We start from the raw sequence: 23,351 nt of genomic DNA on the forward strand, positions 1-23,351 counted from the left end.
CTGCGAGACTGGGGCCATGCGCATTGTGGTTCTGGCAGGCGGCATCGGCGGTGCCCGGTTCCTGCGTGGTCTGAAGCAGGCCGCGCCGGACGCGGACATCACGGTCATCGGCAACACCGGGGACGACATCCACCTTTTCGGGCTGAAGGTCTGCCCGGACCTCGACACGGTGATGTACACGCTCGGTGGCGGCATCAACGAGGAGCAGGGCTGGGGGCGGGCCGACGAGACCTTCCACCTGAAGGAGGAACTCGCGGCGTACGGCGTCGGCCCCGAGTGGTTCGGCCTCGGCGACCGCGACTTCGCCACGCACATCGTGCGGACGCAGATGATCACCGCCGGGTACCCGCTCAGCGCGGTGACGCAGGCGCTGTGCGACCGCTGGAAGCCCGGCGTGCGTCTCATCCCGATGAGCGACGACCGGGTGGAGACCCACGTCGCCGTCGAGCTGGACGGGGAGCGCAAGGCGGTCCACTTCCAGGAGTACTGGGTGCGGCTGCGGGCCTCGGTGCCCGCCGAGGCGGTCGTCCCGGTCGGCGCCGACCGGGCGAAGCCCGCGCCCGGCGTCCTGGAGGCCATCGCGGAGGCGGACGTCATCCTCTTCCCGCCGTCCAACCCGGTCGTCTCGGTCGGCACGATCCTCGCCGTGCCCGGCATCCGGGAGGCGATCGCCGACGCCGGGGTGCCGGTGGTCGGCCTGTCCCCGATCGTCGGGGACGCGCCCGTGCGCGGGATGGCCGACAAGGTGCTCGCGGCGGTCGGCGTGGAGTCCACGGCCGCCGCCGTCGCCGAGCACTACGGCTCGGGCCTGCTCGACGGCTGGCTGGTCGACACGGTCGACGCGGAGTCCGTCACACGCGTGAAGGCGGCCGGCATCCTCTGCCGCGCCGTCCCGCTCATGATGACCGACCTCGACGCGACGGCGCGGATGGCCCGGGAGGCGCTGACGCTGGCGGAGGAGGTGCGGGAGGCGTGAGCGGGGGCGTGCGGGACGGGGCGGCCGGCCACCGGAAGGGCTACCGGGTGTGGGCCGTCCCCGGGCTGCCTGAGGTCCGGCCGGGCGACGACCTGGCCCAGCTGATCGCGGCGGCCGAGCCCGGGCTGGCCGACGGGGACGTGTTGCTCGTCACCTCGAAGATCGTCTCCAAGGCCGAGGGCCGGATCGTCCGAGCCGCCGACCGGGAGGCCGCGATCGACGCGGAGACCGTACGGGTGGTGGCCCGGCGCGGCGCGCTGCGCATCGTCGAGAACCGGCAGGGCCTCGTCATGGCGGCGGCCGGGGTCGACGCCTCCAACACACCCTCCGGGACGGTGCTGCTGCTTCCCGAGGACCCGGACGCCTCCGCGCGCGGCGTCCGCGACGGTCTGCGCGAAGAGCTGGGCGTGGACGTCGGCGTCGTCGTCACCGACACCTTCGGGCGGCCCTGGCGGGCCGGGCTCACGGACGTCGCGATCGGCGCCGCCGGGGTGCGGGTCCTCGACGACCTGCGCGGGGGCACGGACGCGCACGGCAATCCGCTCGGCGTCACGGTCGTCGCCACGGCCGACGAGCTCGCCGCCGCGGGCGACCTGGTCAAGGGCAAGGCGGCGGGCTTGCCCGTCGCCGTCGTGCGCGGGCTGCCGCAGGTGGTGACCGAGGAGGACGGCGAGGGCGCGCGGGCCATGGTGCGCGGCGCGCGCGACGACATGTTCCGGCTGGGTACGTCGGAGGCGGTACGGCAGGCGGTCACCCAGCGCCGTACGGTGCGGGCCTTCACGGATGAGCCGGTCGACCCCGCTGCCGTACGCCGGGCGGTGGCCGCGGCCGTGACCGCACCGGCTCCGCACCACACGACGCCGTGGCGGTTCGTGCTGCTGGAGTCGCCGCGGTCCCGTGTCCGTCTGCTGGACGCGATGCGGGACGCCTGGGTCGCGGACCTGCGGCGGGACGGCAAGAGCGAGGAGTCGATCGCCAAGCGGGTCCGGCGCGGGGACGTGCTGCGCAACGCGCCGTACCTGGTCGTGCCGTGCCTGGTGATGGACGGCTCGCACACCTACGGGGACGCGCGGCGCGACGGGGCCGAGCGGGAGATGTTCGTGGTCGCCACCGGAGCGGGCGTGCAGAACCTGCTCGTCGCGCTCGCCGGGGAGCGGCTGGGGTCCGCGTGGGTGTCCTCGACGATGTTCTGCCGGGACGTCGTGCGTGAGGTGCTGGGGCTGCCGGAGGACTGGGACCCGATGGGTGCGGTGGCGGTCGGTCATCCGGCTCAGGAGCCGAAGGCGCGGCCGGAGCGGGACGCGGGGTCGTTCATCGAGGTGCGGTGAGCGGTCCGGGCGAGCCTCTACCCTCGTAGGGACTGTTCCCTCCCCCGTCTCGAGGACCTCACCCGTGGCAGGACGTTTCGCTCCCCGGCCCACGCGCGCCACCGTGCGCGGCGGGGAGTCCGTCGTGCCCGCGAACGGCGTGCCCCGGCAGGCCCACGCGCCGGGCAGGGTGCGGGTGTGGGTGCCGGACGGGCCGCTGGAGCTGGGGCTGGTGCTCGGTCCGCTGCGACGCGGGCCGGGCGATCCCACGTTCCGGACGATGCCGGACGGATCGGTGTGGCGGGCCAGCCGCACGCCCGCCGGGCCGGGCACGCTGCGGGTCACGGCGCGCGGCGGCGAGGTGCGCGGCGAGGCCTGGGGGCCGGGCGCGCAGTGGCTGCTGGAGCAGCTGCCGCGGATGCTGGGCGCCGACGACGACCCGTCCGCCTTCGTGCCCCGGCACCGGCTGCTGGCGTTCACCGCGCACCGGCGGCCGGGGCTGCGGCTGACGCGGACCGGGCTGGTGCTGGAGTCGCTGATCCCGTCGATCCTGGAGCAGAAGGTCACGACGCTGGAGGCGTACCAGGCGTGGCGGTTGCTCGTCCGGAAGTACGGGGAACCGGCGCCGGGGCCCGCGCCCGGGCGGATGTGTGTCATGCCGGCGGCGCGGACGTGGGCGTTGATCCCGTCCTGGGAGTGGCACCTGGCCGGGGTGGACGACAAGCGGGCGTCGACGGTCCTGCGGGCGGTGCGGGTCGCCACGCGGCTGGAGGAGGCGGCGGGGATGGAGCCGGCGGCGGCGCGGGAACGGCTGGAGGTCGTGTCCGGGATCGGTCCGTGGACGTCCGCGGAGACCGTGCAGCGCAGTCATGGGGCGCCGGACGCGGTGACGGTCGGGGATCTGCACCTGCCGGGGATCGTGGGGTTCGCGCTGGCCGGGGACCGGGATGCGGACGATTCCGCGATGCTGCGGCTGCTGGAGCCGTATGCCGGGCAGCGGCATCGGGCGGCTCGGCTGGTGCTGCTGAGCGGGCGGGTGCCGGGGAGGCGGGCGCCGCGGATGGCTCCGCGGGGGATCGAGCGGCTCTGAGGGGGCGTGTTGGCCGGACGCCGGGCGGGCCGCGGTGGGGGGCCGGTCGGGCGTGGGGCGGTCGGTGTGGGTGGTTGTCCGGCGTGGGCGTGCGCCGAGGGTGGTGCGGGCTGTCCGGCGCTGCGGGGTGCCCCAGCGACGGTGCGGGGGCGTGAGGCTGTCCGGCGCTGCGGGGTGCCCCAGCGCTCACCCGTGCCGCCGTCGTGCGGTGTTCCGCCCTCAGCGGCCCTGGTACTTCGCCGCCGTCGAGCGGCTCGTGCCGAGCTGGGCGTAGAGCTTCTTGCCCGGGCAGCTCGTGGCGAAGCCGTCGCGGTGACCGGAGATGACGTTCAGTCGTACGTTCTTGCCTTTTCGGTGGAGATTGCCGCCGCCCGACTTCAGGTACGTCTTCCCGCGCGGGTTCATACCGTAGAGACCGAGCTTCCACGCGGTGAGCCGGGCAATCGCCTTCACGGCGGCCGACGACGGCTTGCTGGAGCCGTACGTGCCGAGGACGGCGATGCCCATGCTGTGGGAGTTGAACCCCATGGTGTGGGCGCCCAGGACCGCCCTGGACACGCCCCCGGCCCGGCCCTCGTAGATCTTTCCGCACTTGTCGACGAGGAAGTTGTAGCCGAGGTCGCGCCAGCCCATGCTGTTGACGTGGTAGCGGTAGATGCTGCGGATGACCGACGGCGCCTGCGAGCAGCGGTAGTTGTTGCCGGTGGCCGAGTGGTGCACGAAGGCCGCCTTGACCTTCTGCGTGTACACGAACTTCTTCTCCCGCAGCTTCTCGTCGGCACCCCAGCCGCGGCGCGTGGTGATGCCCGGGCGGGGGCCGATGTACGGCTTCGCCCCCTGCGGTGCCGTCAGCACGCCGGTGCTGCCCGCGGCGAGGAGTTCGGCCTCGGTCCGGGCGCGGCTCAGGGCCGGGATCTCGGTGGCGCCGAGCGGGGCGAGCCCGGCGTTGACGGTGGAGGCGGCGAGGGCCTCGGCGGACTCGGCGGCCGGGGCGGCGGTACGGGCGTCTCCTTCCGGTCCCGGGGCCGCGGCGGGCGGTGAGCCGGCGCCGGGGTCGATGAGTTCGAGCCGCATGCCGGTGGGGAGCGGGGAGGCGGCGGCCGGGGCTGCCCCGGCCGCCCTGACGTTCCCGGCGGGTCCGGCGGGCGTCGCGGCCCCGGCGGGCCCGGTGCGTGACGCCGCTTCGGCCCCTGCGGACCCGGTGGGCGGCTCGGCCTCCGCGGGCCCGGTGGGCGTCGTGGCCTCCGGGGTGCTCTCCGCCCGTACCCGCACCTCGACGCCGTCGGACTCGCCCACCCACAGCGGGGCGGTGGCGCCGCGGACGCGGCCCGAGGTGCTCTCGGAGGTGCCGGGGTCGGCGGCGTGCTGGGCGTTGTGGGTCTCCAGTTCCTGCCAGCCGGACCACGCACCGGTCGCGGTGGCGCGGGTGCGGACCTGGACGTGGCCGTGCAGTGCGGTGGCCGGGTCGTCCCAGACGACGCCGACCAGCGAGAAGTGCCGTACGTCCCGACGGGGAACGCCCTGCTCGGCGGCGCCGGGGGCGCGGTCGCGGGCGAGAGGGGTGAGGGGCAGCGACTGGGTGCTGCCGGGGACGGACGCCTCGGCCCGCGCCGTCGTGCCGTTCGTGGGACGGGCCGCGGAGGTGGCCGCCGCCACGGGCGGGGCGAGCGGGAGGGCCAGGGCCGCCGCGCACGTGACACCGATCGAGGAAGCAAGGAATCCACGCATGCCCCTGATCGTGGACATCTCCGAGCAAATCTGTCCATCCGTAACCTGACGGGCCGTAGGGTCGTTTCCTCCGATCCGGTGGCCGTGCGGTACGCCGTACGCCCGGTGCGCAGCCGCCCGCCCGCGTACGCTTGCGCGGGTGAACTCGACCGACCGCACCCCTGCCGACCTGCTGAGTTCCGCGCTCGCCGCGGACCCCGGGCGCCCCCTGGTGACCTTCTACGACGACGCCACCGGCGAACGCGTGGAACTGTCCGTGGCCACCTTCGCCAATTGGGTGGCCAAGACCGCCAACCTGCTCCAGGACGAACTGTCCGCCGAACCCGGCGACCGGGTCGCGCTGCTGCTGCCCGCGCACTGGCAGACGGCGGTGTGGCTGCTGGCGTGCGCGTCGGTGGGTGTCGTCGCCGACGTGGCGGGTGACCCGGCGGCGGCCGACGTGGTCGTGAGCGGGCCGGAGCCGGAGTCGCTGGAGGCGGCACGGGCGTGCCCGGGTGCCCGGGTGGCGCTGGCGCTGCGACCGCTCGGCGGGCGGTTCGTGCCGCGTGCGCCGGAGGGCTTCGCCGACTACGCCGTGGAGGTGCCGGGGCAGGGCGACCGGTTCGTGCCGTACGTGCCGGTGGATCCGGAGTCGCCCGCGCTGATCGTGGCCGGGCGGGAGTTCAGCGCGGCCGAGGTCGTGGAGCGGGCCCGGACGGAGGCGTCGGGGCTGGGGCTCACGGGGCCGGGGGCGCGCATCCTGTCGGGGCTGCCGTACGACACGTGGGAGGGGCTGAGCGCCGGCTTGTACGGGCCGTTGGCCAGCGGCGGGTCGGTGGTGCTGTGCCGGCATCTGGAGCAGGCGGGCGCGGGGGTCCTGGACCAGCGGATCGAAACGGAGAGGGTCTCGGCCACGGCCCGTTGACCGCCCTCCTCCCCGGACCTCGGCCCGGCCCGGACCGGCGAGGCGCCGGGCGTGCCTGTCGGACGTGCCTGTCCGACGTGCCTGTCCGACGTGCCTGGACGGGCCCGCCCCCCGTTCGGCCCAGCCCCGTGCCCCCTCCGGCCTCCGCCCGGGCCATGGTCGTAGGAGCGCACGGGTGCGGGGACGGAGGGAGACGTGAGCGACGACGACGCGGGCACGTCCTTCGGTGGGCTCACGCCCGGGGCGGGGGCGTCCGCGACCGGGGACGGGCTGAGGCGTCGCCGGAGACGGCGGCTGGGGCGTGCGGGCATCGCGGCCGCCGTACTGGTCGTCGGTGCCGCCGGGGCCGGATGGGCGGTGTACGCCAAGCTGGACGGCAACATCACGGCGGACGAGGCGGCGGCGGCCGAACTCGCCCGGTACGAGAAGGAGCGGCCCACCGCGCTGGTCCGCGGCGCCCGGAACGTGCTGGTGATCGGGTCGGACTCGCGGTCCGGCGACGGCAACGGGCGCTACGGGCGGGACGACGGAACCGAGCGGTCGGACACCACCATCCTGCTGCACCTGGCCGCGGGCCGGGACAGCGCCACCGCCGTCTCCCTCCCCCGCGACCTGATGGTGGACGTGCCCGGCTGCCGCCGCCCCGACGGTTCGCGCACGGCGCCCGCGTTCGAGCAGTTCAACCACGCCTTCGAGGCGGGCGGTTCGGCGTGCACGGTACGGACCGTGGAGAAGCTGACCGGCATCCGCGTCGACCACCACGTGGTCGTCGACTTCCAGGGCTTCAAGGAGATGATCGACGCGCTCGACGGCGTCGAGGTGTGCCTGCGGAAGCCGGTCGACGACGAGGACGCCGGCCTGAGGCTGCCCGCGGGCCGGGTGACACTCGACGGGGAGCAGGCGCTCGGCTACGTCCGCGCCCGCAAGTCGCTCGGCGACGGCAGCGACACCGACCGGATGGACCGGCAGCAGCGCTTCCTCGGAGCGCTCGTCAACAAGGTGCAGAGCAACGACGTACTGCTGAACCCCGTGAAGCTGTATCCCGTCCTGGACGCGGCCACGTCGTCCCTGACGACGGACCCGGAGCTGGCGAGCCTGCGGAGCCTGTACGACCTCGCGCGCGGGCTGCGCGACATCCCCACCGCACGCGTGCAGTTCCTGACCGTCCCGCGGGAGTCGTACGCGGGCGACCCCAATCGCGACCAACTGGCGCGGCCCGGCGCCGAGAAGCTGTTCACCCGCCTGCGGACGGACGAACCCGTGACGGTCGAGGCGGCGGCCGAGGCGGAGAACGGCGCGGACACACCGGCCGGCTCCGCGGCACCCCGGGCACCCGGCGCCGACGATTCTCCGGCGCCGACGTTCAGCGGGAACACCGCCGCCCAGGACGTCTGCGGGTAAAGCGCGCGCCAAGACGACGCAAGGCGGACGCAAGGACGGCTCGGCACCGGCAGGACTTCCACGCGGACCGTCGGACAATTGTCCGAGAAATGGGCTGGATTGCCCACTTGTAAGGTTCGTGGAATGTGTCACTGCCGTCGCCCCGTACCGAACAGGACGGTTAATGTGAGCGCTCCGGTGTACCCGGCCACGGGGTTCTGCCCACGGCCGCGCACCGAGTGAGCGAGACCGGGCGCCTTGAGGGGAAGGTGCCACGGGCCACGACGGAGGATTCGGACAACCGTGGACGCGCAAGGCCGTGGGCGGGCGGAAGACACCGACCCCGCAGACCAGTGGGTACTCAATCCGGACACCGGTGAATACGAGCTGCGACTGACCCCTTCCGCACCGCAGTCGAGGGTTCCCGGCCCTCGCGGTGCCGCAGCCGGCCCCACCCGCGGTGCACGCCGGTCCGGCGCCCCCGCCAAGTCCGGAACCCGCGGCCGCGGCGCTCAGGCGTCGGCCTCCGCGCCCTCGGCCGCGCCGGGGCGTGGGGTTCCCGCTCCGCGCAGGCGGCGTGCGGCCCCCGAGGAACCGCCGCCCGGACGGCGGGGGCGCCGGCAGCCGGCGAAGAAGAAGCCGAAGGGCAAGAAGCTCCTGCTGTGGACCGGCGGCACCATGGCGTTCGTCGTCCTCGCCGCCGGCGCCGCCGGTTACCTCTACCTGGACCACCTCAACGACAACATCAAGTCCGTCGCCGACGACGGCGCGAGCACCGGTGGCTTCCAGAAGGACAAGGCGATCAACATCCTGCTGATCGGCACCGACAAGCGCACCGGGGCCGGCAACGAGGGCTACGGGGACACGGGCAGCGCCGGTCACGCCGACACCACGATCCTGCTGCACGTCTCCAAGGACCGCTCCAACGCCACCGCGCTCAGCATCCCCCGCGACCTGATCGTCGACATCCCCGACTGCCCGACCACGCAGGAGGACGGGTCCACGAAGGTCATCCCCGGCTCCACCGGCGTCCGTTTCAACACGAGCCTCGGGCAGAGCGACCGCACGCCCAGTTGCACCATGCGGACCGTCACCGAACTGACCGGGGTCACGCCCGACAACTTCATGGTGGCCGACTTCAACGCGGTCAAGACGCTCACCACCGCCGTCGACGGCGTCGAAGTGTGCCTGGCGAAGGACATCGACGACCCGGACTCGCACCTCAAACTGCCCGCGGGCGAGCACACGATCGAGGGCGAGCAGGCGCTGGCCTTCGTACGCACCCGGCACTCCGTGGGCCTCGGCGGCGACCTGAGCCGCATCGAGATCCAGCAGCAGTTCCTCAGCGCCCTGATGCGCAAGCTCAAATCCAACGACACCCTCACCAGCCCGTCGAAGATGGTGAAGCTGGCCGAGGCGGCGACCGAGGCGCTGACCGTCGACTCCCAGCTGGACAGCATCGGCAAGCTGAAGGACCTCGGACTGGAGCTGGGCAAGCTCAACACCAAGAACCTGACCTTCACCACGGTGCCGGTGCGCGACAACCCCGCCGAGGAGGTCAAGGCGACCGTCGTCCTCCAGGAGGATTCCGCCCAGCAGGTCTTCGACATGATCAAGGGCGACGTCTCCTTCACCGAGGTCAAGGAGAAGGAGAAGGAGGAGGACAAGAAGGAGGCCGCCGCCGACGCCGCCCGGCTCGAGGGCGAGAAGTCCGACCCCTCCGAGATCCGCGTCCGCGTCCTCAACGGCGGCGCCTCCGGCGGCAGTGCCCAGCGGGAGCTGACCTACCTCCAGACCGAGGCCGGCGTCACCAAGTCCGAGAACGGGGGCAACGCCGACGCGGACCTCGCGAAGACCACCCTCGAGTACGCCCCCGACCAGGCCGACCAGGCCCGCGCCCTCGCCGAGATCCTCGGCCTGTCCGGCGCCGCCATGAAACCCGGCGAGAGCGTCACCAACGCCCAGGGCCTGCCCACCATGACCCTCACCCTCGGCAAGGACTTCAAGGGCGCCGGAGTGAAGCTCGACGCCGCTTCCGGCGAGGCTCCCGAGGGCGTGCAGAAGTCCACGGCGGACAAGGTCGAGTGCGCGAAGTGACCTGACGGGCCCGTCGTACGTCTGACAGGACGACAGTCCATCGGTACGACGGGGACGGGAGCGGCCCTTTTGGACGGAGCAATCCGTCGGCCCCGCCGTACAGCCAACGCGCAGGCCCGCACGTCCAACCGGGTGAACGGGCAGCGCGCGAAGGCGGCGTCGCGGGGCAAGGGTGGGAGAGGGACATGACGCAGAGCAGGGCGCGCGGGGACGGACCACGACCGGACACCGCCCGACGCGCCCGGGGCACGCGCGGCACCGCCCCGGGCGGCACCGCCCCGGGCGGGGACGCCCCGGGTGCGAGCGGGCACGGGCGGCGGAGGGGAGGGCGGCGGGCCGGGCGCCGCCATCGCGCGCTGCGGTGGTCCGCGTCGACCCTCGCGGTACTGATACTCGGCACGGCCGGCGCCGGATACCTCTACTACGAGCACCTGAACGGCAACATCAACAAGGGCGAGCGCAGCAGCGGCGACTCCAAGGCCCACAGGACCGAGCCGAACGCGGCCGGCCAGAGGCCCCTGAACATCCTGCTCATCGGCTCCGACAGCCGCGCCTCCGACGCGAACGTGTCACTGGGCGGCGGCAGGAACCACCGCGACAACCCACCACTGGGCGACGTCCAGATGCTCGTCCACCTCTCGGCCGACCGCAAGAGCGCCGCGGTGGTGAGCATCCCCCGCGACACCAGGGTCGACATCCCCGAGTGCACCGACCCGGACAGCGGCGAGAAGTACCCCGCCACCAACACGATCATCAACGAGTCGCTGGGCCGGGGCGGCGCCGGTTGCACCCTGGCCACCTGGGAGAACCTCACCGGCGTCTACATCGACCACTGGATGACGATCGACTTCGCGGGCGTGGTGTCGATGGCCGACGCCGTCGGAGGCGTCGAGGTCTGCGTGAACCAGAACGTGTGGGACCGCCCGCTGCCCGGAGTGCCCGGCGGCTCGGGCCTCAAGATGGAGGCCGGCCGGAAGAAGGTGCGGGGCGAGCAGGCGCTGCAGTGGCTGCGCACCCGGCACGCGTGGGGCAGCGACCTGCTGCGGGCCCGGGCCCAGCACATGTACATGAACTCGATGATCCGCACCCTGAAGGGGCGGAACGTCTTCACCGACACGGGCAGGCTGACGGGTCTGGCCGAGGCGGCCACGAAGTCGCTGACGGTCTCCGAGGAGATCGGCACGGTCAAGAAGCTCTACGACCTGGGCACGCAGCTCAGGACGGTGCCGACGGACCGCATCACCATGACGACGATGCCCACCGTCCAGGACGACCGCGACCGGAACCACCTGCTGCCGGCCGGCGACGACGCGGAGAAGGTGTGGGCGATGATCCGCGACGACGTGTCCTTCGACGACAAGGGCGCCAAGAGCGACGACAAGGGCGTCAGGAACGGCGGCGAGGACGCCGGCGCCGGGGAGGACGCCGGAAAGGACAGCGGCGGCGGGGAGCCGGCCGAGGACGCCGCCGCCCCCGACTCCGAGATCGGCGTCACCGTCCTGAACGCCACCCGCTCCCGCACCCTCGGCCCGGTCACCGGCCGTGCGGGCGCGGTCGCCCGGGCGCTGGTGGAGAAGGGCTTCGGGAAGGCGGCCAAGGACCCCTCGGCCTCCTCGGCCGAGGAACGAACCGCGGTCCGGTACCCGAGCGCCGGGACGGCGGGTGACGCCCTGCGCGTCGCGGAGGCGCTGGGCATACCGGCGAGCGCGGTGCGCGAGTCGGCGGACGTGTCCGGGATCACGCTCGCCGTGGGAGCGGACTGGCGCTCGGGCACGTCGTACCCGGAGCAGGACGAACCCGGGGCCGGGGACCTCCCGGACAACAGCGACGCGATCAACGGCTCGGACACCGGCACGTGCATGAACGTGTACGAGCCGTACCGATGGTAGGAGGTCAGGAAAATAGCAGGAATTGCCCTGTTGTAGGGGTGTCGAATGTGGCACCGGTGTCGTTCGACACCGAACCGGACGGATAGTGTGAGCGCTCCAGTGCCCCCGCCGCGAGGTCCGCCCTGGCGTCGCGCACATGTTGACCCACTATCGTGCGCCTTCCGGCAGAAGGTGCCGCGTGGCCCGACGGAGGATTGGGAGAGCGTGGACGCGCAAGGACGTGGGCGGGCAGACAACGTCGATCCCGCAGACCAGTGGGTCCTCAATCCGCGGACCGGTGAATACGAACTGCGACTGCCTCCTTCCGCACCGCAGTCGTCCGTCCCGGGTCCCCGCGCTTCCGCCCCCGGCGCCGACGGTGCCGGGAGCGGTGCCGGCGCGACGCGTCGCCGTACGGCCGCGCCCGGCCGCGAGGTCCCGCCCCAGCGGCGGCGCACGGCGCCCGAGGAACCGGCGCCGGGACGGCGCGGACGGCGGCCGGGGAAGAAGAAGGCGAAGGGCAGGAAGGTGCTGCTGTGGACCAGCGGCACCACGGCGTTCGTCGTCCTCGGGGCCGGTGTCGGCGGCTACCTCTACCTCAAGCACCTCGAGGGCAACGTCACGACGACGGACGTCGGCAGCGCCGGCAGCAGCAGCTTCAGCAAGGACGACGCCTTCAGCATCCTGGTCCTGGGCACCGACAAGCGCACCGGTGAGGGCAACGAGGGCTACGGGGACACGGGCAGCAACGGGCACGCCGACACCACGATCCTGCTCCACGTCTCCAAGGACCGCACGAACGCCACCGCGCTCAGCATCCCCCGCGACCTGAAGGTGGACATCCCGGACTGCCCGACGAAGCAGGCGGACGGCTCCACGCAGGTGGTCCCGGGACTGACCGACGTGCGCTTCAACCGGAGTCTGGGCGAGGACGGCCGGGACCCGGGCTGCACCATGCGTACGGTCGAGGAGAACACGGGCATCTCCGTGGACCACTTCATGATGGCCGACTTCAACGCCGTCAAGACGCTGACCAGTGCCGTCGGCGGCATCCCGGTCTGCGTGGAGCGGGCCGTCGACGACCCGGACTCCAAACTCCGGTTGCCGGCGGGCGAGTCCGTGATCGAGGGCGAGCAGGCGCTGGCGTTCGTCCGGACCCGGCACAGCTGGGGCAACCAGGGCGACCTGGACCGGATCAAGGTCCAGCAGCAGTTCATGGCCTCGTTGATGCGCAAGATGTCCTCCAGCGACACCCTCACCAGCCCGAGCAAGCTGCTGAAGCTCGCGGAGGCGGCCACCGAGGCGCTCACCGTCGACACCGGCATCGGCAAGGTGACCACGCTCAAGGACGTGGCCCTGGAGCTGAAGAAGGTACCGACGAAGAACATCACCTTCACCACGGTGCCCGTACGGGACAACCCGGCCGAGAGGGTCAAGGCCACGGTCGTCCTGGACGAGGCGAAGGCTCCGGCCGTCTTCGAGGCCATCGAGAACGACGTCTCCTTCACCGAGGTCAAGAAGAAGGAGAAGCAGGAGAAGGCCGCCGTCGACGCGCGGCTGGACGGCACCCGGTCCGAGGCGTCCGAGGTGCGGGTACGGGTCTTCAACGGCGGCGCCGAGAGCGGATCGGCACAGACGACCCTGAACTGGCTGCAGACCGAGGAGGGCGTCACCAAGTCCGAGAACGCGGGCAACGCGCCGGAGAGCCTGAGCAGGACCACGCTCGAGTACGCCCCCGACCAGGCCGACCAGGCACGCCGGCTCGCCGAGATCATGGGACTTGCCGGCTCCGCGCTGAAGCCGGGCGAGAGTGTGGCCAACGCCCAGGGACTGCCCACGATGACGCTGACCCTCGGCAAGGACTTCAAGGGCGCGGGGGTCGCGCTGACCGCTCCGGCGGAGGCGCCGGACGTCGAGAAGTCCACGGCGGACAAGGTGCAGTGCGCCGGCTGACACCGCGACGAGGACCGCTCGGGGCGGCTGTCGACCGCCGGACGACTCGGCCGGCCCGGCGGCTGTCCTCGCGTCAGGTCCCATGACCGGCCGGGGAGCCGCGCGACAACGGTGTCGACACACGCGGCGAGCACGACGACACCAGCCGCGGGTACCGGGGCTGGTGCGGGAAGGACGGTCCGGGAGGGCGTCCACCGCGGCCGGGGCCGCGGTGGACGCGCACCCGGCTGGGCGGCGCGGAACTTGGGTACGCCAGGCGACCTGGCGGGTCGGACGTGCGTCTCCGTGTACGGCGGACACCGCCGGCCGGGGCGCAGGGGTGGGGAGGCGGGAAGATGGGGCGAGGCAGCACATCGCACGAGGGAACACGGCCACGGGTTCCACGCTCGAGACGGCCCGGGAGGGCCGGGGACGGGAGCGGGCCCGCCGGGAGCGGGCCGGCCGAGGACGGGAGCGGTCCCCCGGCGCCGGACACCCGGGACGGGAGCGGTCCCCCGGCGCCGGACACCCGGGACGGCGGTGACGACAGCGGTGACGGAAGCGGCGGCGCGGAGCGGCGCCCGCGCTCCCGGGCGCGCTCCGTCCTGCGCTGGTCCGCGCTGGTCCTGTCGTTCGTCATACTGGGCGCCGCGTGTGCCGGATACCTCTACTACCGGCACCTCAACGGCAACATCAAGAAGGACGAGCTGAGCCTCGGTGAGCGCCGGGCCGCGAAGCCCACACCGAACGCCGCGGGGCAGACGCCCCTGAACATCCTCGTGATCGGCTCCGACAGCCGTAACACCGCGGAGAACCTCAGGCTCGGCGGGCACGAGGAGAGTGTGGGCGCCGAGCCCCTGGCCGACGTGCAGATGCTCGTGCACCTGTCGGCCGACCGGAGCGACATCTCGGTGGTCAGCATGCCGCGCGACACCATGGTGGAGTTCCCCAAGTGCGTCGATCCGGACGACGGGCAGGAGTACCCGGCGAGCACCGGACTGCGGATGACGAACCTGTCGCTGGGGCGCGGCGGACCCGGCTGCACCGTCGCCACCTGGGAGCACCTCACCGACATCCACATCGACCACTTCGTCCAGCTCGACTTCGCCGGGGTGGTCTCGATGGCGGACGCCATCGGCGGGGTCCCGGTCTGCGTGAAGGACAACGTCCACTCACGGACCTCCGGCGGCCAGGGTTCGGGGCTGAAGCTCGCCAAGGGCACCCACGAGGTCAAGGGCGAACAGGCGCTGCAGTGGCTGCGGACCCGCTACGGCTTCGAGGACGGCACCGACCTGGCGCGCACGCACGCGCAGCACATGTACATGAACTCCATGGTGCGCGAGCTGCGCGAGAACGCGACGCTGACCAGCCCCAACAAGCTGCGCCGGCTGGCCGAGACGGCGACCGGGGCGCTCACCGTGGACCCCGAGCTCGGCTCGGTCGCCGAACTGTACGGACTGATGCGCGAGTTGCAGAAGGTGCCGACCGGCCGGATCACCATGACCACCATGCCCACCGAGCCGTGGTCCCAGAACCGCAACCGGGTCGTGCCGAAGGAGGGGGACGCCGCCCGGCTCTTCGCCATGGTCCGCGGCGATCTGCCGCTGGACGGCAAGTCGTCGCAGCGTGAAGCAGCCGAGCCCGACGCCGCCACCTCCGGACCCCCCGCCGTACCGGCCGAGGACATCCCCGTACTGGTGCGCAACGGCACGGGTACGGACACCGCGGCCACGGTGCCGCAGCGCGCCACGGACGTGGTGGCCTCCCTGCGGGAGAAGGGGTTCACCCAAGCCGCCGTGGACCCGCAGTACATGCCGCGGGAGACGACCGCCGTCCTCTACCCGGGCGCCGACCTGGAGGACGACGCCCAGGTCGTGGCCGAGGCCGTGGGGCTCCCCTCGGATTCCGTGCAGAGGTCGACCGACGTCTCGGGGGTCACGCTCGTCGTGGGCGCGGACTGGCGCAGTGGCGCGCTCCCGCCCACCGCCGTCCGGGAAGGCGACACGGCGCCCTCGTCCTCGCGCCCGCTGGGCGGCGACGACACCGACGCCTGCATGGACATCCAGGAGGGCTTCACCTGGTAGCACGGCGGCGCGCGGACCGTCCGGGTGCCGTACCCGCACCCGGACCCCGGACACCGGGGCCGGCCGGGTGCCATACGGCACACCAGGCTGCCCGGATGACGGACCACCGGTCGCGCGGCGCGCCCACCCGCCCGGCCACCGGCCACCGGCCACCGGCCACCGGCCACCGGCCACCGGGAATCGTGCGGCGCACCCACCCGCCCGACGACAGACCACCGGGAGTCGTACGGCACACCAGGCTGCCCGGATGACGGACCACCGGTCGCGCGGCGCGCCCACCCGCCCGGCGACCGACCACCGGGAGTCGTACGGCACACCCACCCGCCCGGTGCCGGACCGGCTCAGCGGCGCGGTGCCTCGGCGGCGGGATGCGGCGCGCGCGTCATGCCGCGCGGAGCCCGGCCACGACCCGGCGCTCAGGCCTCGCCGGTCACCGCCGGCCGCCGGGAGGCGATCACCTTCCGCGCCAGCGACCGCGGGCTGGTCAGGAAGCCCCAGCCCCACGACATGTGCATGGTCGCCAGCGCCACGGGGATCTGCGCCCGCGCCTTCAGCCCCAGCCCCTTGCCGGCCGGGACCGAGCCGACGGCGATCGCGGCCAGGTAGCCGCCGGGTACGACGAAGCCCCACGGGGTCAGTGCCACGCCCACCACGACGCCGGCCGCGATGGCGCACACGGCCGTCGGCGGGGCGAGGTAGCGCAGGTTGATGGAGCCGGAGTGGTAGCGGGCGACGACGTGCCGCCAGCGGCCGTAGTCCTTGTACTGCTTGGCCAGGGCCCGCACGCTGGGCCGCGGGCGGTAGGACACCCTCAGCTCCGGCGAGAACCAGATCAGACCGCCGGCCTCGCGGATGCGGAAGTTCAGCTCCCAGTCCTGGGCGCGGACGAACTCCTCGTTGTAGCCGCCCTGCCGCTCCAGCGCCTCGCGGCGGAACACGCCGAGGTAGACGGTCTCGGCCGGGGCCGCCTCGCCGCCCGTGTGGAAGGCGGCGTTGCCCACGCCGATCCTCGACGTCATCGCGGCGGCGACGGCCTCCTCCCAGGCGTTCTCGCCCTCGGCGTGCATGATGCCGCCGACGTTCTGCGCACCGGTCTCCTCCAGCAGCCGTACGGCCGTGGCGATGTAGTTCGGCGACAGCATCCCGTGTCCGTCGACGCGCACGACGACCGGGTGGCGGGAGGCCTTGATCGCGGCGTTCAGCGCGGCGGGCGTCCGGCCGGTGGGGTTCGGCACGGTGTGCACGCGCGGATCCTCGGCGACGAGCTCGGCGGCGATCTCGTCCGTACGGTCCGTCGAGGGACCGAGGGCGATCACGACCTCCATGTCGCCGGCGTACTCCTGGGCGAGGATGGCGCGGACGGAACCGCGCAGGTGCCGCTCCTCGTTGAGGACGGGCATGATCACGGAAACGGCGGACGGCCGCACGTCGGACTTGGCGTTCATCGGTGCTCACGTTACCGCGAACGGGGGACACGGATGCGCGCCGCGGGGGCGCCGCCCCGGGCAGCCGATCGTATGGGCCTACGGTGCTCACGGATTCCACGTCCGGCCGTACGGCCCGTCCTCGCGGAGGTGTCACCTTGCCCATGCCGCCCCGCTCCCCCCGGGTCCCGGCCTCGTCCCCGCGCGGCGGCCCCCCGCCGCAGCGTGGTGGCGGACGACCGGCCGGGCGCCCGCCGAAACGCTCCGCGCGGCGGAGGAAACCGCGCTGGGCCATGCGGGCGGTGACCGCGCTGTCGGTGGTGGTGCTCGCCTCCGCGGGGATCGGGCACACCGTGCTCTCCGGTCTCGACGCGGACATCTCGCGGGTCGACGCCTTCAAGGACATGAAGAACCGGCCGCGGGCGGGCGACGGCATGAACGTCCTGCTGGTGGGCACCGACGGCCGCGAGAGCATCAGCGCGCAGGAGCGGCGCGAGTACAGGCTGGGCGGCGCCCCCTGCCACTGCACCGACACGATCATGATCGTGCACATCTCGGAGGACCGGGAGCGCGCGAGCGTGGTCAGCCTGCCGCGCGACTCCTACGCCGAGACGCCGGACCACACCGACCGCACCACGGGCAAGCGGCACAAGGGGCACCCCCTCAAGCTGAACGCCGCCTACGCCGAGGGCGGCCCGCAGCTGACCATCCGCACCGTCGAGAACATGACCCGCGTGAAGATCGACCACTATCTGGAGGTCGACTTCACCAGCTTCATGAAGACCGTGGACGTCCTCGGCGGTGTGCGGATCTGCACCGCCCAGCCGCTCAAGGACAGCTACACCGGACTCGACCTGCCGGCCGGCACCCACGAGCTGCGGGGCGGGCAGGCGCTGCAGTACGTGCGCGCCCGCCACCTCGACGGGGCCTCGGACCTGAGCCGGATGAAGCGCCAGCAGCGCTTCCTGGCCGCCCTGATCGACCGGGCGACCTCCTCCGGGCTGCTGCTGAACCCGATCAGGTTCCGCGACGTCACACAGGCGGTGCTGGGCTCGGTCCGGGCCGACGAGGGTTTCGGCACCGACGAGATGCTGGCGCTCGGGCGGGCGATGCGCGACTTCTCGCCGTCCTCGTCGGAGTTCACCACCGTGCCCATCGGGCAGATGGGCTACGCCGTCAAGGGCGTCGGCTCGACCCTGAAGTGGGACCCGGCCAAGTCCGAGCGGATCTTCGACGCCCTGCGCGAGGACGAGCCGCTGACCGTGCCCGGACCGAAGCCGAAGGGCCCGGCCCCGGTACGCGTCCCGGTGGACCCGAAGCGGATCCGGGTCCAGGTGGAGAACGGCACGCGCACACCGGGGCTCGGCAAGCGGGTGGACGACGCGCTGGCCGCGACCGGGTTCCGCACCACGCGGGCGCCGCGGAACGCCGCCGACCGCGCGGTCGTGCGGACCGTCGTGGCCTTCGACCCCCGCTGGGACAACTCGGCGAAGTCGCTGGCCGCCGCCCTGCCCGGCAGCGAGCTGCGGCCGGTCGAGGGCCAGGGCCCGACGCTGAAGGTGATCGCGGGCGCCGGTTTCGAGGACGTGGTGAAGGTGAAGCCGGCGGACCCGCCGCAGGAGTCGGGCACGGTGGTGCGGGGCGACGAGGTGGTGTGCGGGAAGCAGTGACCGCCAGGCGGTCTCAGTTGCCCTTGACGGTGACCTTCTCGTCGTTCTTCAACTGCTCGACCAGCGTCTTGACCTTGGCCTTGTCCCACTGGAGGTTGCCGCCGACGCTGCCCGAGACCGGCATGTTCATCGACGTGCCGTCGCCGCCGCTGACGCTCTTCATCGCCCAGAACATGCCCGCCAGGTCGAACAGGCCCATGTCCTCGTCGACGATGAGGGAGTCGAGGCCGGCGCCCATGGTCGGGTAGAGCCTGAAGGGGTTCAGGACGGTCGACGGGGTGGCCACCTGGTTCGCCAGGGCCGCCAGGAACTTCTGCTGGTTCTTCGTCCGGTCCAGGTCGGAGCCGGCCAGCGCGTACCGGGTGCGGACGAAGGCCAGGGCGTCCTGGCCGTTCAGGGTCTGCTTGCCCTTCTTGAGGTCGGCACCCGACTTGGTGTCCTTGATGTCCTGCGGGATGTCCATCTCGACGCCGCCCACCGCGTCCACGATGTTCGCGAAGCCGGCGAAGCCGATCTCCACGTAGTGGTCGAGGCGCAGTCCGGTGTTGTACTCGACGGTGCGGACCAGCAGTTCCGGGCCGTCCTCCGCGTACGCGGCGTTCAGCTTCACGTGCCGGCCCGTGCCCTGGTAGGTCTTGCCGGACTCGGAACCGACGAAGCTCGGGATCTCCACGTCCGAGTCGCGGGGCAGGGAGATCAGCGTCGACCCGTTGTCCCCGGTGTGCAGGATCATCATCGAGTCCGTGCGCTTGCCCTCGGCGGAGCCGGTGTGCAGGTCCTTCTTCTGCTCGTCGGTCATGCCCTCGCGGCTGTCGGAGCCGACGATGAGGTAGTTCGTGCCCTCGCCGGCCTCGGGCCGTTCGATGACCTTGGAGAGGTCGACCTCGCGGTTGAGCTTGGAGTCGGCCCAGAAGTAGGTACCGACGGTCGTCACGACCAGCGCGGTCACCAGCGTGATGGCCGTCCACTTGATCCGGCGGCGCCAGTCGGGCGCGGGCCGGCCGGGACCGGGGCCGCCGGGGCCGCCGTAGACCTGGCCGGTGTTGTAGCCGCTGTCGTACGCGTCCTGTCCGCCGTGGCCCCGGCCGTCGACGTACGACGGCTGCTGCGGCACCCCGCCGCCGTACGGCGGGGCGGAGGCGCCCGGCCCGGGCGGCGGCGCGGCGCCGCGGCGGACCTGACGCATCACCCGCGCGCTCTCGGGCTGTGCGCTCGCGCTGCCGCGTCCGTACCGTCCGGCGCGGTTGTCACCGGACCATCCCTCGGGCCAATCATTCATGCGCACCAGTGTGCCGGTCCGCACCACGGGCCATACAAGGGTCGTCGGAAAATAGGGCCGGTGCTGTTGCGAAGCTGACACACATCACGCGGTCATCGCCCCGGCATAAGGTGGAGGCCATGACAGACCAGGCAGAACAGGCCTCGGCCGCACGGCCGGCGGCCCCGGAGATCCCGGGCAAGCCGACCTCGGCGTCCCGCACCACCCTCAGCCACATCATGACCCACAGCGACACGAACCTGCTGGGCACGGTGCACGGCGGAGTGATCATGAAGCTCGTCGACGACGCGGCGGGCGCCGTGGCCGGACGGCACTCCGGCGGCCCCGCCGTCACCGCGTCGATGGACGAGATGGCGTTTCTCGAACCGGTCCGCGTCGGCGACCTCGTCCATGTGAAGGCCCAGGTCAACTGGACCGGCCGGAGCTCCATGGAGGTCGGCGTCCGGGTCCTGGCCGAGCGCTGGAACGAGTCCACCCCGGCCACCCAGGTCGGCTCGGCCTACCTGGTCTTCGCCGCGGTCGACGCGGACGGCAAGCCGCGCACGGTCCCGCCGGTGCTCCCGGAGACCGAGCGGGACCAGCGCCGCTACCAGGAGGCCCAGATCCGCCGCACCCACCGCCTGGCCCGCCGCCGCGCGATCATGGAGCTGCGCGAGCGGCGGGTGGCGGAGGGCTTCGACGCCTGAGCCCCGAACCGCCGACGCGAGCCGTCCGCCGGTTACGGCAGGTTGCGCGCCATGACGATCCGCTGGACTTGATTCGTTCCTTCATAGATCTGCGTGATCTTGGCGTCGCGCATCATGCGTTCGACCGGGTAGTCGCGGGTGTAGCCGTAGCCGCCGAGGAGCTGGACCGCGTCGGTGGTGACCTCCATCGCCACGTCGGAGGCGAAGCACTTGGCGGCGGCGCCCTGGAAGGTGAGGTCGCTGTCGCCGCGCTCCGACTTGGCCGCGGCGGCGTAGGTGAGCTGGCGGGCGGCCTCGATCTTCATGGCCATGTCGGCGAGCATGAACTGGATGCCCTGGAAGTCGGCGATCGGCTTGCCGAACTGCTTGCGCTCCTGGACGTAGCCCTTGGCGTAGTCGAGGGCGCCCTGGGCGATGCCGAGGGCCTGAGCGGCGATGGTGATGCGGGTGTGGTCCAGCGTCTTCATCGCGGTGGCGAAGCCGGTGCCCTCCTCGCCGATCATGCGGTCGGCGGGGATGCGGACGTTGTCGAGGTAGACCTCGCGGGTCGGGGAGCCCTTGATGCCGAGCTTCTTCTCCGGGGCGCCGAAGGAGACGCCCTCGTCGGACTTCTCGACGACGAAGGCGGAGATGCCCTTGGAGCGCTTGGCGGGGTCGGTGACGGCCATCACCGTGTAGTACTGCGACTCGCCCGCGTTGGTGATCCAGCGCTTGACGCCGTTGAGGACCCAGAAGTCGCCGTCGCGGACGGCCCTGGTCTTCATGCCGGCCGCGTCCGAGCCCGCGTCGGGCTCGGACAGACAGTAGGAGAACATGCCGTCGCCCTTGGCGAGCGGGGCCATGTACTTCTTCTTCAGCTCCTCGGAGCCGGAGAGGATCACCGGCAGGGAGCCGAGCTTGTTCACGGCCGGGATCAGGGAGGAGGACGCGCAGACGCGGGCGACCTCCTCGATGACGATCACCGTGGCGAGGGCGTCGGCGCCCGCGCCGCCGTACTCCTCGGGGACGTGCACCGCGTGCAGGTCGTTCGCGGTCAGGGCGTCGAGGGCCTCCCGCGGGAAACGGGCCTCCTCGTCCACCGCGGCGGCGTGCGGCGCGATCTTCGCCTCGGCCAGCGCGCGGACGGCGTCCCGGAGCATGTCGTGCTCCTCGGACGGGCGGTACAGGTCGAAGTCAGCCGATCCGGCCAAGGTCTCTCACGCTCCAAAACGCAGTGCTGCTGGGACGCTAACTACCGTTAAGTAACCCAAATTTTAGAGCCCGCCCGCGCTCGTGGATAGGTGAGCTAGGCGACAGCCGACCGGAAGGCCCGCGGCGCTCGCCGGATATGCTCGGGCGCGCACCCGTGCCGTACACCTCTGGAGCACCCATGGCCCTCAAGATCACCGTGATCGGTACCGGCTATCTCGGCGCGACCCATGCCGCGGCCATGGCCGAGCTCGGTTTCGAGGTGCTCGGCCTGGACGTGGTGACGGAGAAGATCGAAATGCTCCAGCGGGGCCGGGTCCCGATGTACGAGCCCGGTCTGGAGGAGCTGCTGGGCAGGCACGTCGCCGGGATCGAGGGGTCCACCGGGCGGCTGCGCTTCACCACCGACTTCGCGGAGGCCGCGGCCTTCGGCGACGTGCACTTCCTGTGCGTGAACACGCCGCAGAAGCACGGCGAGTACGCCTGTGACATGTCGTACGTCGACGCCGCGCTGGCCTCGCTCGCGCCGCACCTGACCGGTCCCGCGCTCGTCGTCGGCAAGTCGACCGTGCCGGTGGGCTCCGCCGACCGGCTGTCCGCCTACCTCGCCGAGCACGCGCCGGCCGGCGACGACGCCGAGCTGGCCTGGAACCCGGAGTTCCTGCGCGAGGGCTTCGCCGTCGAGGACACGCTGCACCCCGACCGGATCGTGGTCGGCGTGCGCAGCGAGCGGGCCGAGAGGCTGCTGCGCGAGGTGTACGCCACGCCGATCGCGGAGGGCTCGCCGTTCGTCGTCACCGACTTCCCGACGGCCGAGCTGGTGAAGACCTCGGCGAACTCCTTCCTCGCCACCAAGATCTCCTTCATCAACGCGATGGCGGAGGTCTGCGAGGCCGCCGACGGCGACGTCGCCAAGCTGGCCGAGGCGATCGGGTACGACGACCGCATCGGCAAGAAGTTCCTGCGGGCCGGGATCGGCTTCGGCGGCGGCTGCCTGCCGAAGGACATCCGGGCGTTCATGGCGCGCGCCGGCGAGCTGGGCGCGGACCAGGCGCTGACCTTCCTGCGGGAGATCGACTCCATCAACATGCGCCAGCGCGGCCAGATGGTGGAGCTGACCCGGCAGGCGCTGGGCGGCGGCCCCTTCCTCGGCAAGCGGGTCGCGGTGCTCGGCGCCACCTTCAAGCCCGACTCGGACGACGTACGGGACTCCCCCGCGCTGAACGTCGCCGGGCAGGTGCACCTCCAGGGCGCCCAGGTGACGGTGTACGACCCCAAGGGCATGGAGAACGCCCGGCGGCTGTTCCCGACCCTCGGTTACGCCGGCTCCGCGCTGGAGGCGGTGCGGGGGGCCGACGTCGTCCTGCACCTGACGGAGTGGCGGGAGTTCCGCGAGCTGGACCCGGAGGCGCTGGGTGAGGCGGTGACGGCCCGGGTGATCCTCGACGGGCGCAACGCCCTGGACCCGCAGGCCTGGCGGAAGGCCGGCTGGACGTACCGGGCGATGGGCCGTCCCACGGCCTAGGGGGGCCGTCCCACGGCCTACGGGGCCGCCCCGCGGTCTGCGGAGTCGCCCCGCGGTCTACAGGGTCGTCCCACGGTCTGCGGAGTCGCCCCGCGGTCTACAGGGCCGCCCCGCGGCCCGGGCCGGGGCAGCCGCCAGGGGGATGGGCCGCGAAGGACGGCGCCGGTTCGGCCGAGGCTCAGTCGGCCGAACCGGCGCCGGTTGCATTCTGCC

16 protein-coding genes are annotated in these 23,351 nt (G+C 72.6%); 12 read left to right on the forward strand and 4 right to left on the reverse strand.

Features of this window, described 5'->3' with window-relative positions:
• The first annotated feature begins 16 nt into the window (after positions 1–16).
• The 3 genes from cofD (at position 17) to ACVV2G_RS20295 (ending at position 3,373) form a co-directional block, all read left to right on the forward strand.
• Positions 17–976, forward strand: coding sequence for a 2-phospho-L-lactate transferase (gene cofD / locus ACVV2G_RS20285; protein ID WP_453844145.1), 960 nt, complete (start codon positions 17–19; stop codon positions 974–976).
• Positions 973–2,304 (forward strand): coenzyme F420-0:L-glutamate ligase, encoded by a 1,332-nt coding sequence (locus tag ACVV2G_RS20290; protein ID WP_453844146.1) that lies wholly within the window; start codon positions 973–975, stop codon positions 2,302–2,304. Before cofD ends, ACVV2G_RS20290 begins: the two co-directional genes overlap by 4 nt.
• A gap of 64 nt (positions 2,305–2,368) precedes the next feature.
• Positions 2,369–3,373, forward strand: coding sequence for a DNA-3-methyladenine glycosylase family protein (locus ACVV2G_RS20295; protein ID WP_453844147.1), 1,005 nt, complete (start codon positions 2,369–2,371; stop codon positions 3,371–3,373).
• A gap of 219 nt (positions 3,374–3,592) precedes the next feature.
• Here the strand turns inward: ACVV2G_RS20295 and ACVV2G_RS20300 are convergent, their stop codons facing one another.
• The gene (locus ACVV2G_RS20300; protein WP_453844148.1) at positions 3,593–5,101 is read right to left on the reverse strand and encodes a peptidoglycan recognition protein family protein; all 1,509 of its coding nucleotides are present in this window, start codon (positions 5,099–5,101) and stop codon (positions 3,593–3,595) included.
• Positions 5,102–5,240: 139 nt separating this feature from the next.
• Between ACVV2G_RS20300 and ACVV2G_RS20305 the strand changes: the two genes are divergently transcribed.
• The 6 genes from ACVV2G_RS20305 to ACVV2G_RS20330 all read left to right on the forward strand — a co-directional run bounded on the left by ACVV2G_RS20305 (position 5,241) and on the right by ACVV2G_RS20330 (position 15,366).
• Positions 5,241–6,005 (forward strand): TIGR03089 family protein, encoded by a 765-nt coding sequence (locus tag ACVV2G_RS20305; protein WP_453844149.1) that lies wholly within the window; start codon positions 5,241–5,243, stop codon positions 6,003–6,005.
• 195 nt (positions 6,006–6,200) lie between these two features.
• On the forward strand, positions 6,201–7,406 hold the full coding sequence (locus ACVV2G_RS20310; protein ID WP_453844150.1) for an LCP family protein: 1,206 nt from the start codon (positions 6,201–6,203) through the stop codon (positions 7,404–7,406).
• A 282-nt stretch (positions 7,407–7,688) separates the two neighbouring features.
• Positions 7,689–9,482, forward strand: coding sequence for an LCP family protein (locus ACVV2G_RS20315; RefSeq protein ID WP_453844151.1), 1,794 nt, complete (start codon positions 7,689–7,691; stop codon positions 9,480–9,482).
• Between the two features lie 185 nt (positions 9,483–9,667).
• On the forward strand, positions 9,668–11,371 hold the full coding sequence (locus ACVV2G_RS20320; protein WP_453844152.1) for an LCP family protein: 1,704 nt from the start codon (positions 9,668–9,670) through the stop codon (positions 11,369–11,371).
• A gap of 204 nt (positions 11,372–11,575) precedes the next feature.
• Entirely contained in the window at positions 11,576–13,303 is a 1,728-nt protein-coding gene (locus ACVV2G_RS20325; protein ID WP_453844153.1) for an LCP family protein, read from the forward strand.
• 335 nt (positions 13,304–13,638) lie between these two features.
• Positions 13,639–15,366, forward strand: coding sequence for an LCP family protein (locus ACVV2G_RS20330; protein ID WP_453844154.1), 1,728 nt, complete (start codon positions 13,639–13,641; stop codon positions 15,364–15,366).
• 416 nt (positions 15,367–15,782) lie between these two features.
• On the opposite strand, the gene ACVV2G_RS20335 is transcribed toward ACVV2G_RS20330, so the two are convergent.
• Positions 15,783–16,811, reverse strand: a complete 1,029-nt coding sequence (locus ACVV2G_RS20335; RefSeq protein ID WP_453844155.1) for a glycosyltransferase family 2 protein — start codon at positions 16,809–16,811, stop codon at positions 15,783–15,785.
• A gap of 137 nt (positions 16,812–16,948) precedes the next feature.
• Here ACVV2G_RS20335 and ACVV2G_RS20340 point away from each other — a divergent pair, with 137 nt between their 5' ends.
• Positions 16,949–18,460, forward strand: coding sequence for an LCP family protein (locus ACVV2G_RS20340; protein ID WP_453844156.1), 1,512 nt, complete (start codon positions 16,949–16,951; stop codon positions 18,458–18,460).
• Positions 18,461–18,473: 13 nt separating this feature from the next.
• Here the strand turns inward: ACVV2G_RS20340 and ACVV2G_RS20345 are convergent, their stop codons facing one another.
• Complete coding sequence (locus ACVV2G_RS20345) at positions 18,474–19,739, reverse strand: LCP family protein (RefSeq protein WP_453844157.1); 1,266 nt, start codon at positions 19,737–19,739, stop codon at positions 18,474–18,476.
• Between the two features lie 119 nt (positions 19,740–19,858).
• On the opposite strand from ACVV2G_RS20345, the gene ACVV2G_RS20350 reads away from it, so the two are divergent.
• Positions 19,859–20,425 (forward strand): acyl-CoA thioesterase, encoded by a 567-nt coding sequence (locus tag ACVV2G_RS20350; protein WP_453844158.1) that lies wholly within the window; start codon positions 19,859–19,861, stop codon positions 20,423–20,425.
• A 32-nt stretch (positions 20,426–20,457) separates the two neighbouring features.
• Here the strand turns inward: ACVV2G_RS20350 and ACVV2G_RS20355 are convergent, their stop codons facing one another.
• On the reverse strand, positions 20,458–21,615 hold the full coding sequence (locus ACVV2G_RS20355; RefSeq protein ID WP_453844159.1) for an acyl-CoA dehydrogenase: 1,158 nt from the start codon (positions 21,613–21,615) through the stop codon (positions 20,458–20,460).
• A gap of 179 nt (positions 21,616–21,794) precedes the next feature.
• On the opposite strand from ACVV2G_RS20355, the gene ACVV2G_RS20360 reads away from it, so the two are divergent.
• Positions 21,795–23,138 carry a UDP-glucose dehydrogenase family protein gene (locus tag ACVV2G_RS20360; protein WP_453844160.1) on the forward strand — a complete coding sequence of 448 codons (1,344 nt, stop codon included), beginning with the start codon at positions 21,795–21,797 and terminating at the stop codon, positions 23,136–23,138.
• Positions 23,139–23,351 lie beyond the last annotated feature (213 nt).

It is taken from the genome of Streptomyces sp. JK94, from assembly GCF_053613315.1.

Bases quoted from the DNA above. Each gene is read 5' to 3' on its own strand.
- ACVV2G_RS20300 (WP_453844148.1), bottom strand. From the start codon at position 5,101: ATGCGTGGATTCCTTGCTTCCTCGATCGGTGTCACGTGCGCGGCGGCC.
- ACVV2G_RS20320 (WP_453844152.1), top strand. From the start codon at position 9,668: ATGACGCAGAGCAGGGCGCGCGGGGACGGACCACGACCGGACACCGCC.
- ACVV2G_RS20335 (WP_453844155.1), bottom strand. From the start codon at position 16,811: ATGAACGCCAAGTCCGACGTGCGGCCGTCCGCCGTTTCCGTGATCATG.
- ACVV2G_RS20360 (WP_453844160.1), top strand. From the start codon at position 21,795: ATGGCCCTCAAGATCACCGTGATCGGTACCGGCTATCTCGGCGCGACC.
- ACVV2G_RS20345 (WP_453844157.1), bottom strand. From the start codon at position 19,739: ATGAATGATTGGCCCGAGGGATGGTCCGGTGACAACCGCGCCGGACGG.
- ACVV2G_RS20350 (WP_453844158.1), top strand. From the start codon at position 19,859: ATGACAGACCAGGCAGAACAGGCCTCGGCCGCACGGCCGGCGGCCCCG.
- cofD (WP_453844145.1), top strand. From the start codon at position 17: ATGCGCATTGTGGTTCTGGCAGGCGGCATCGGCGGTGCCCGGTTCCTG.
- ACVV2G_RS20330 (WP_453844154.1), top strand. From the start codon at position 13,639: ATGGGGCGAGGCAGCACATCGCACGAGGGAACACGGCCACGGGTTCCA.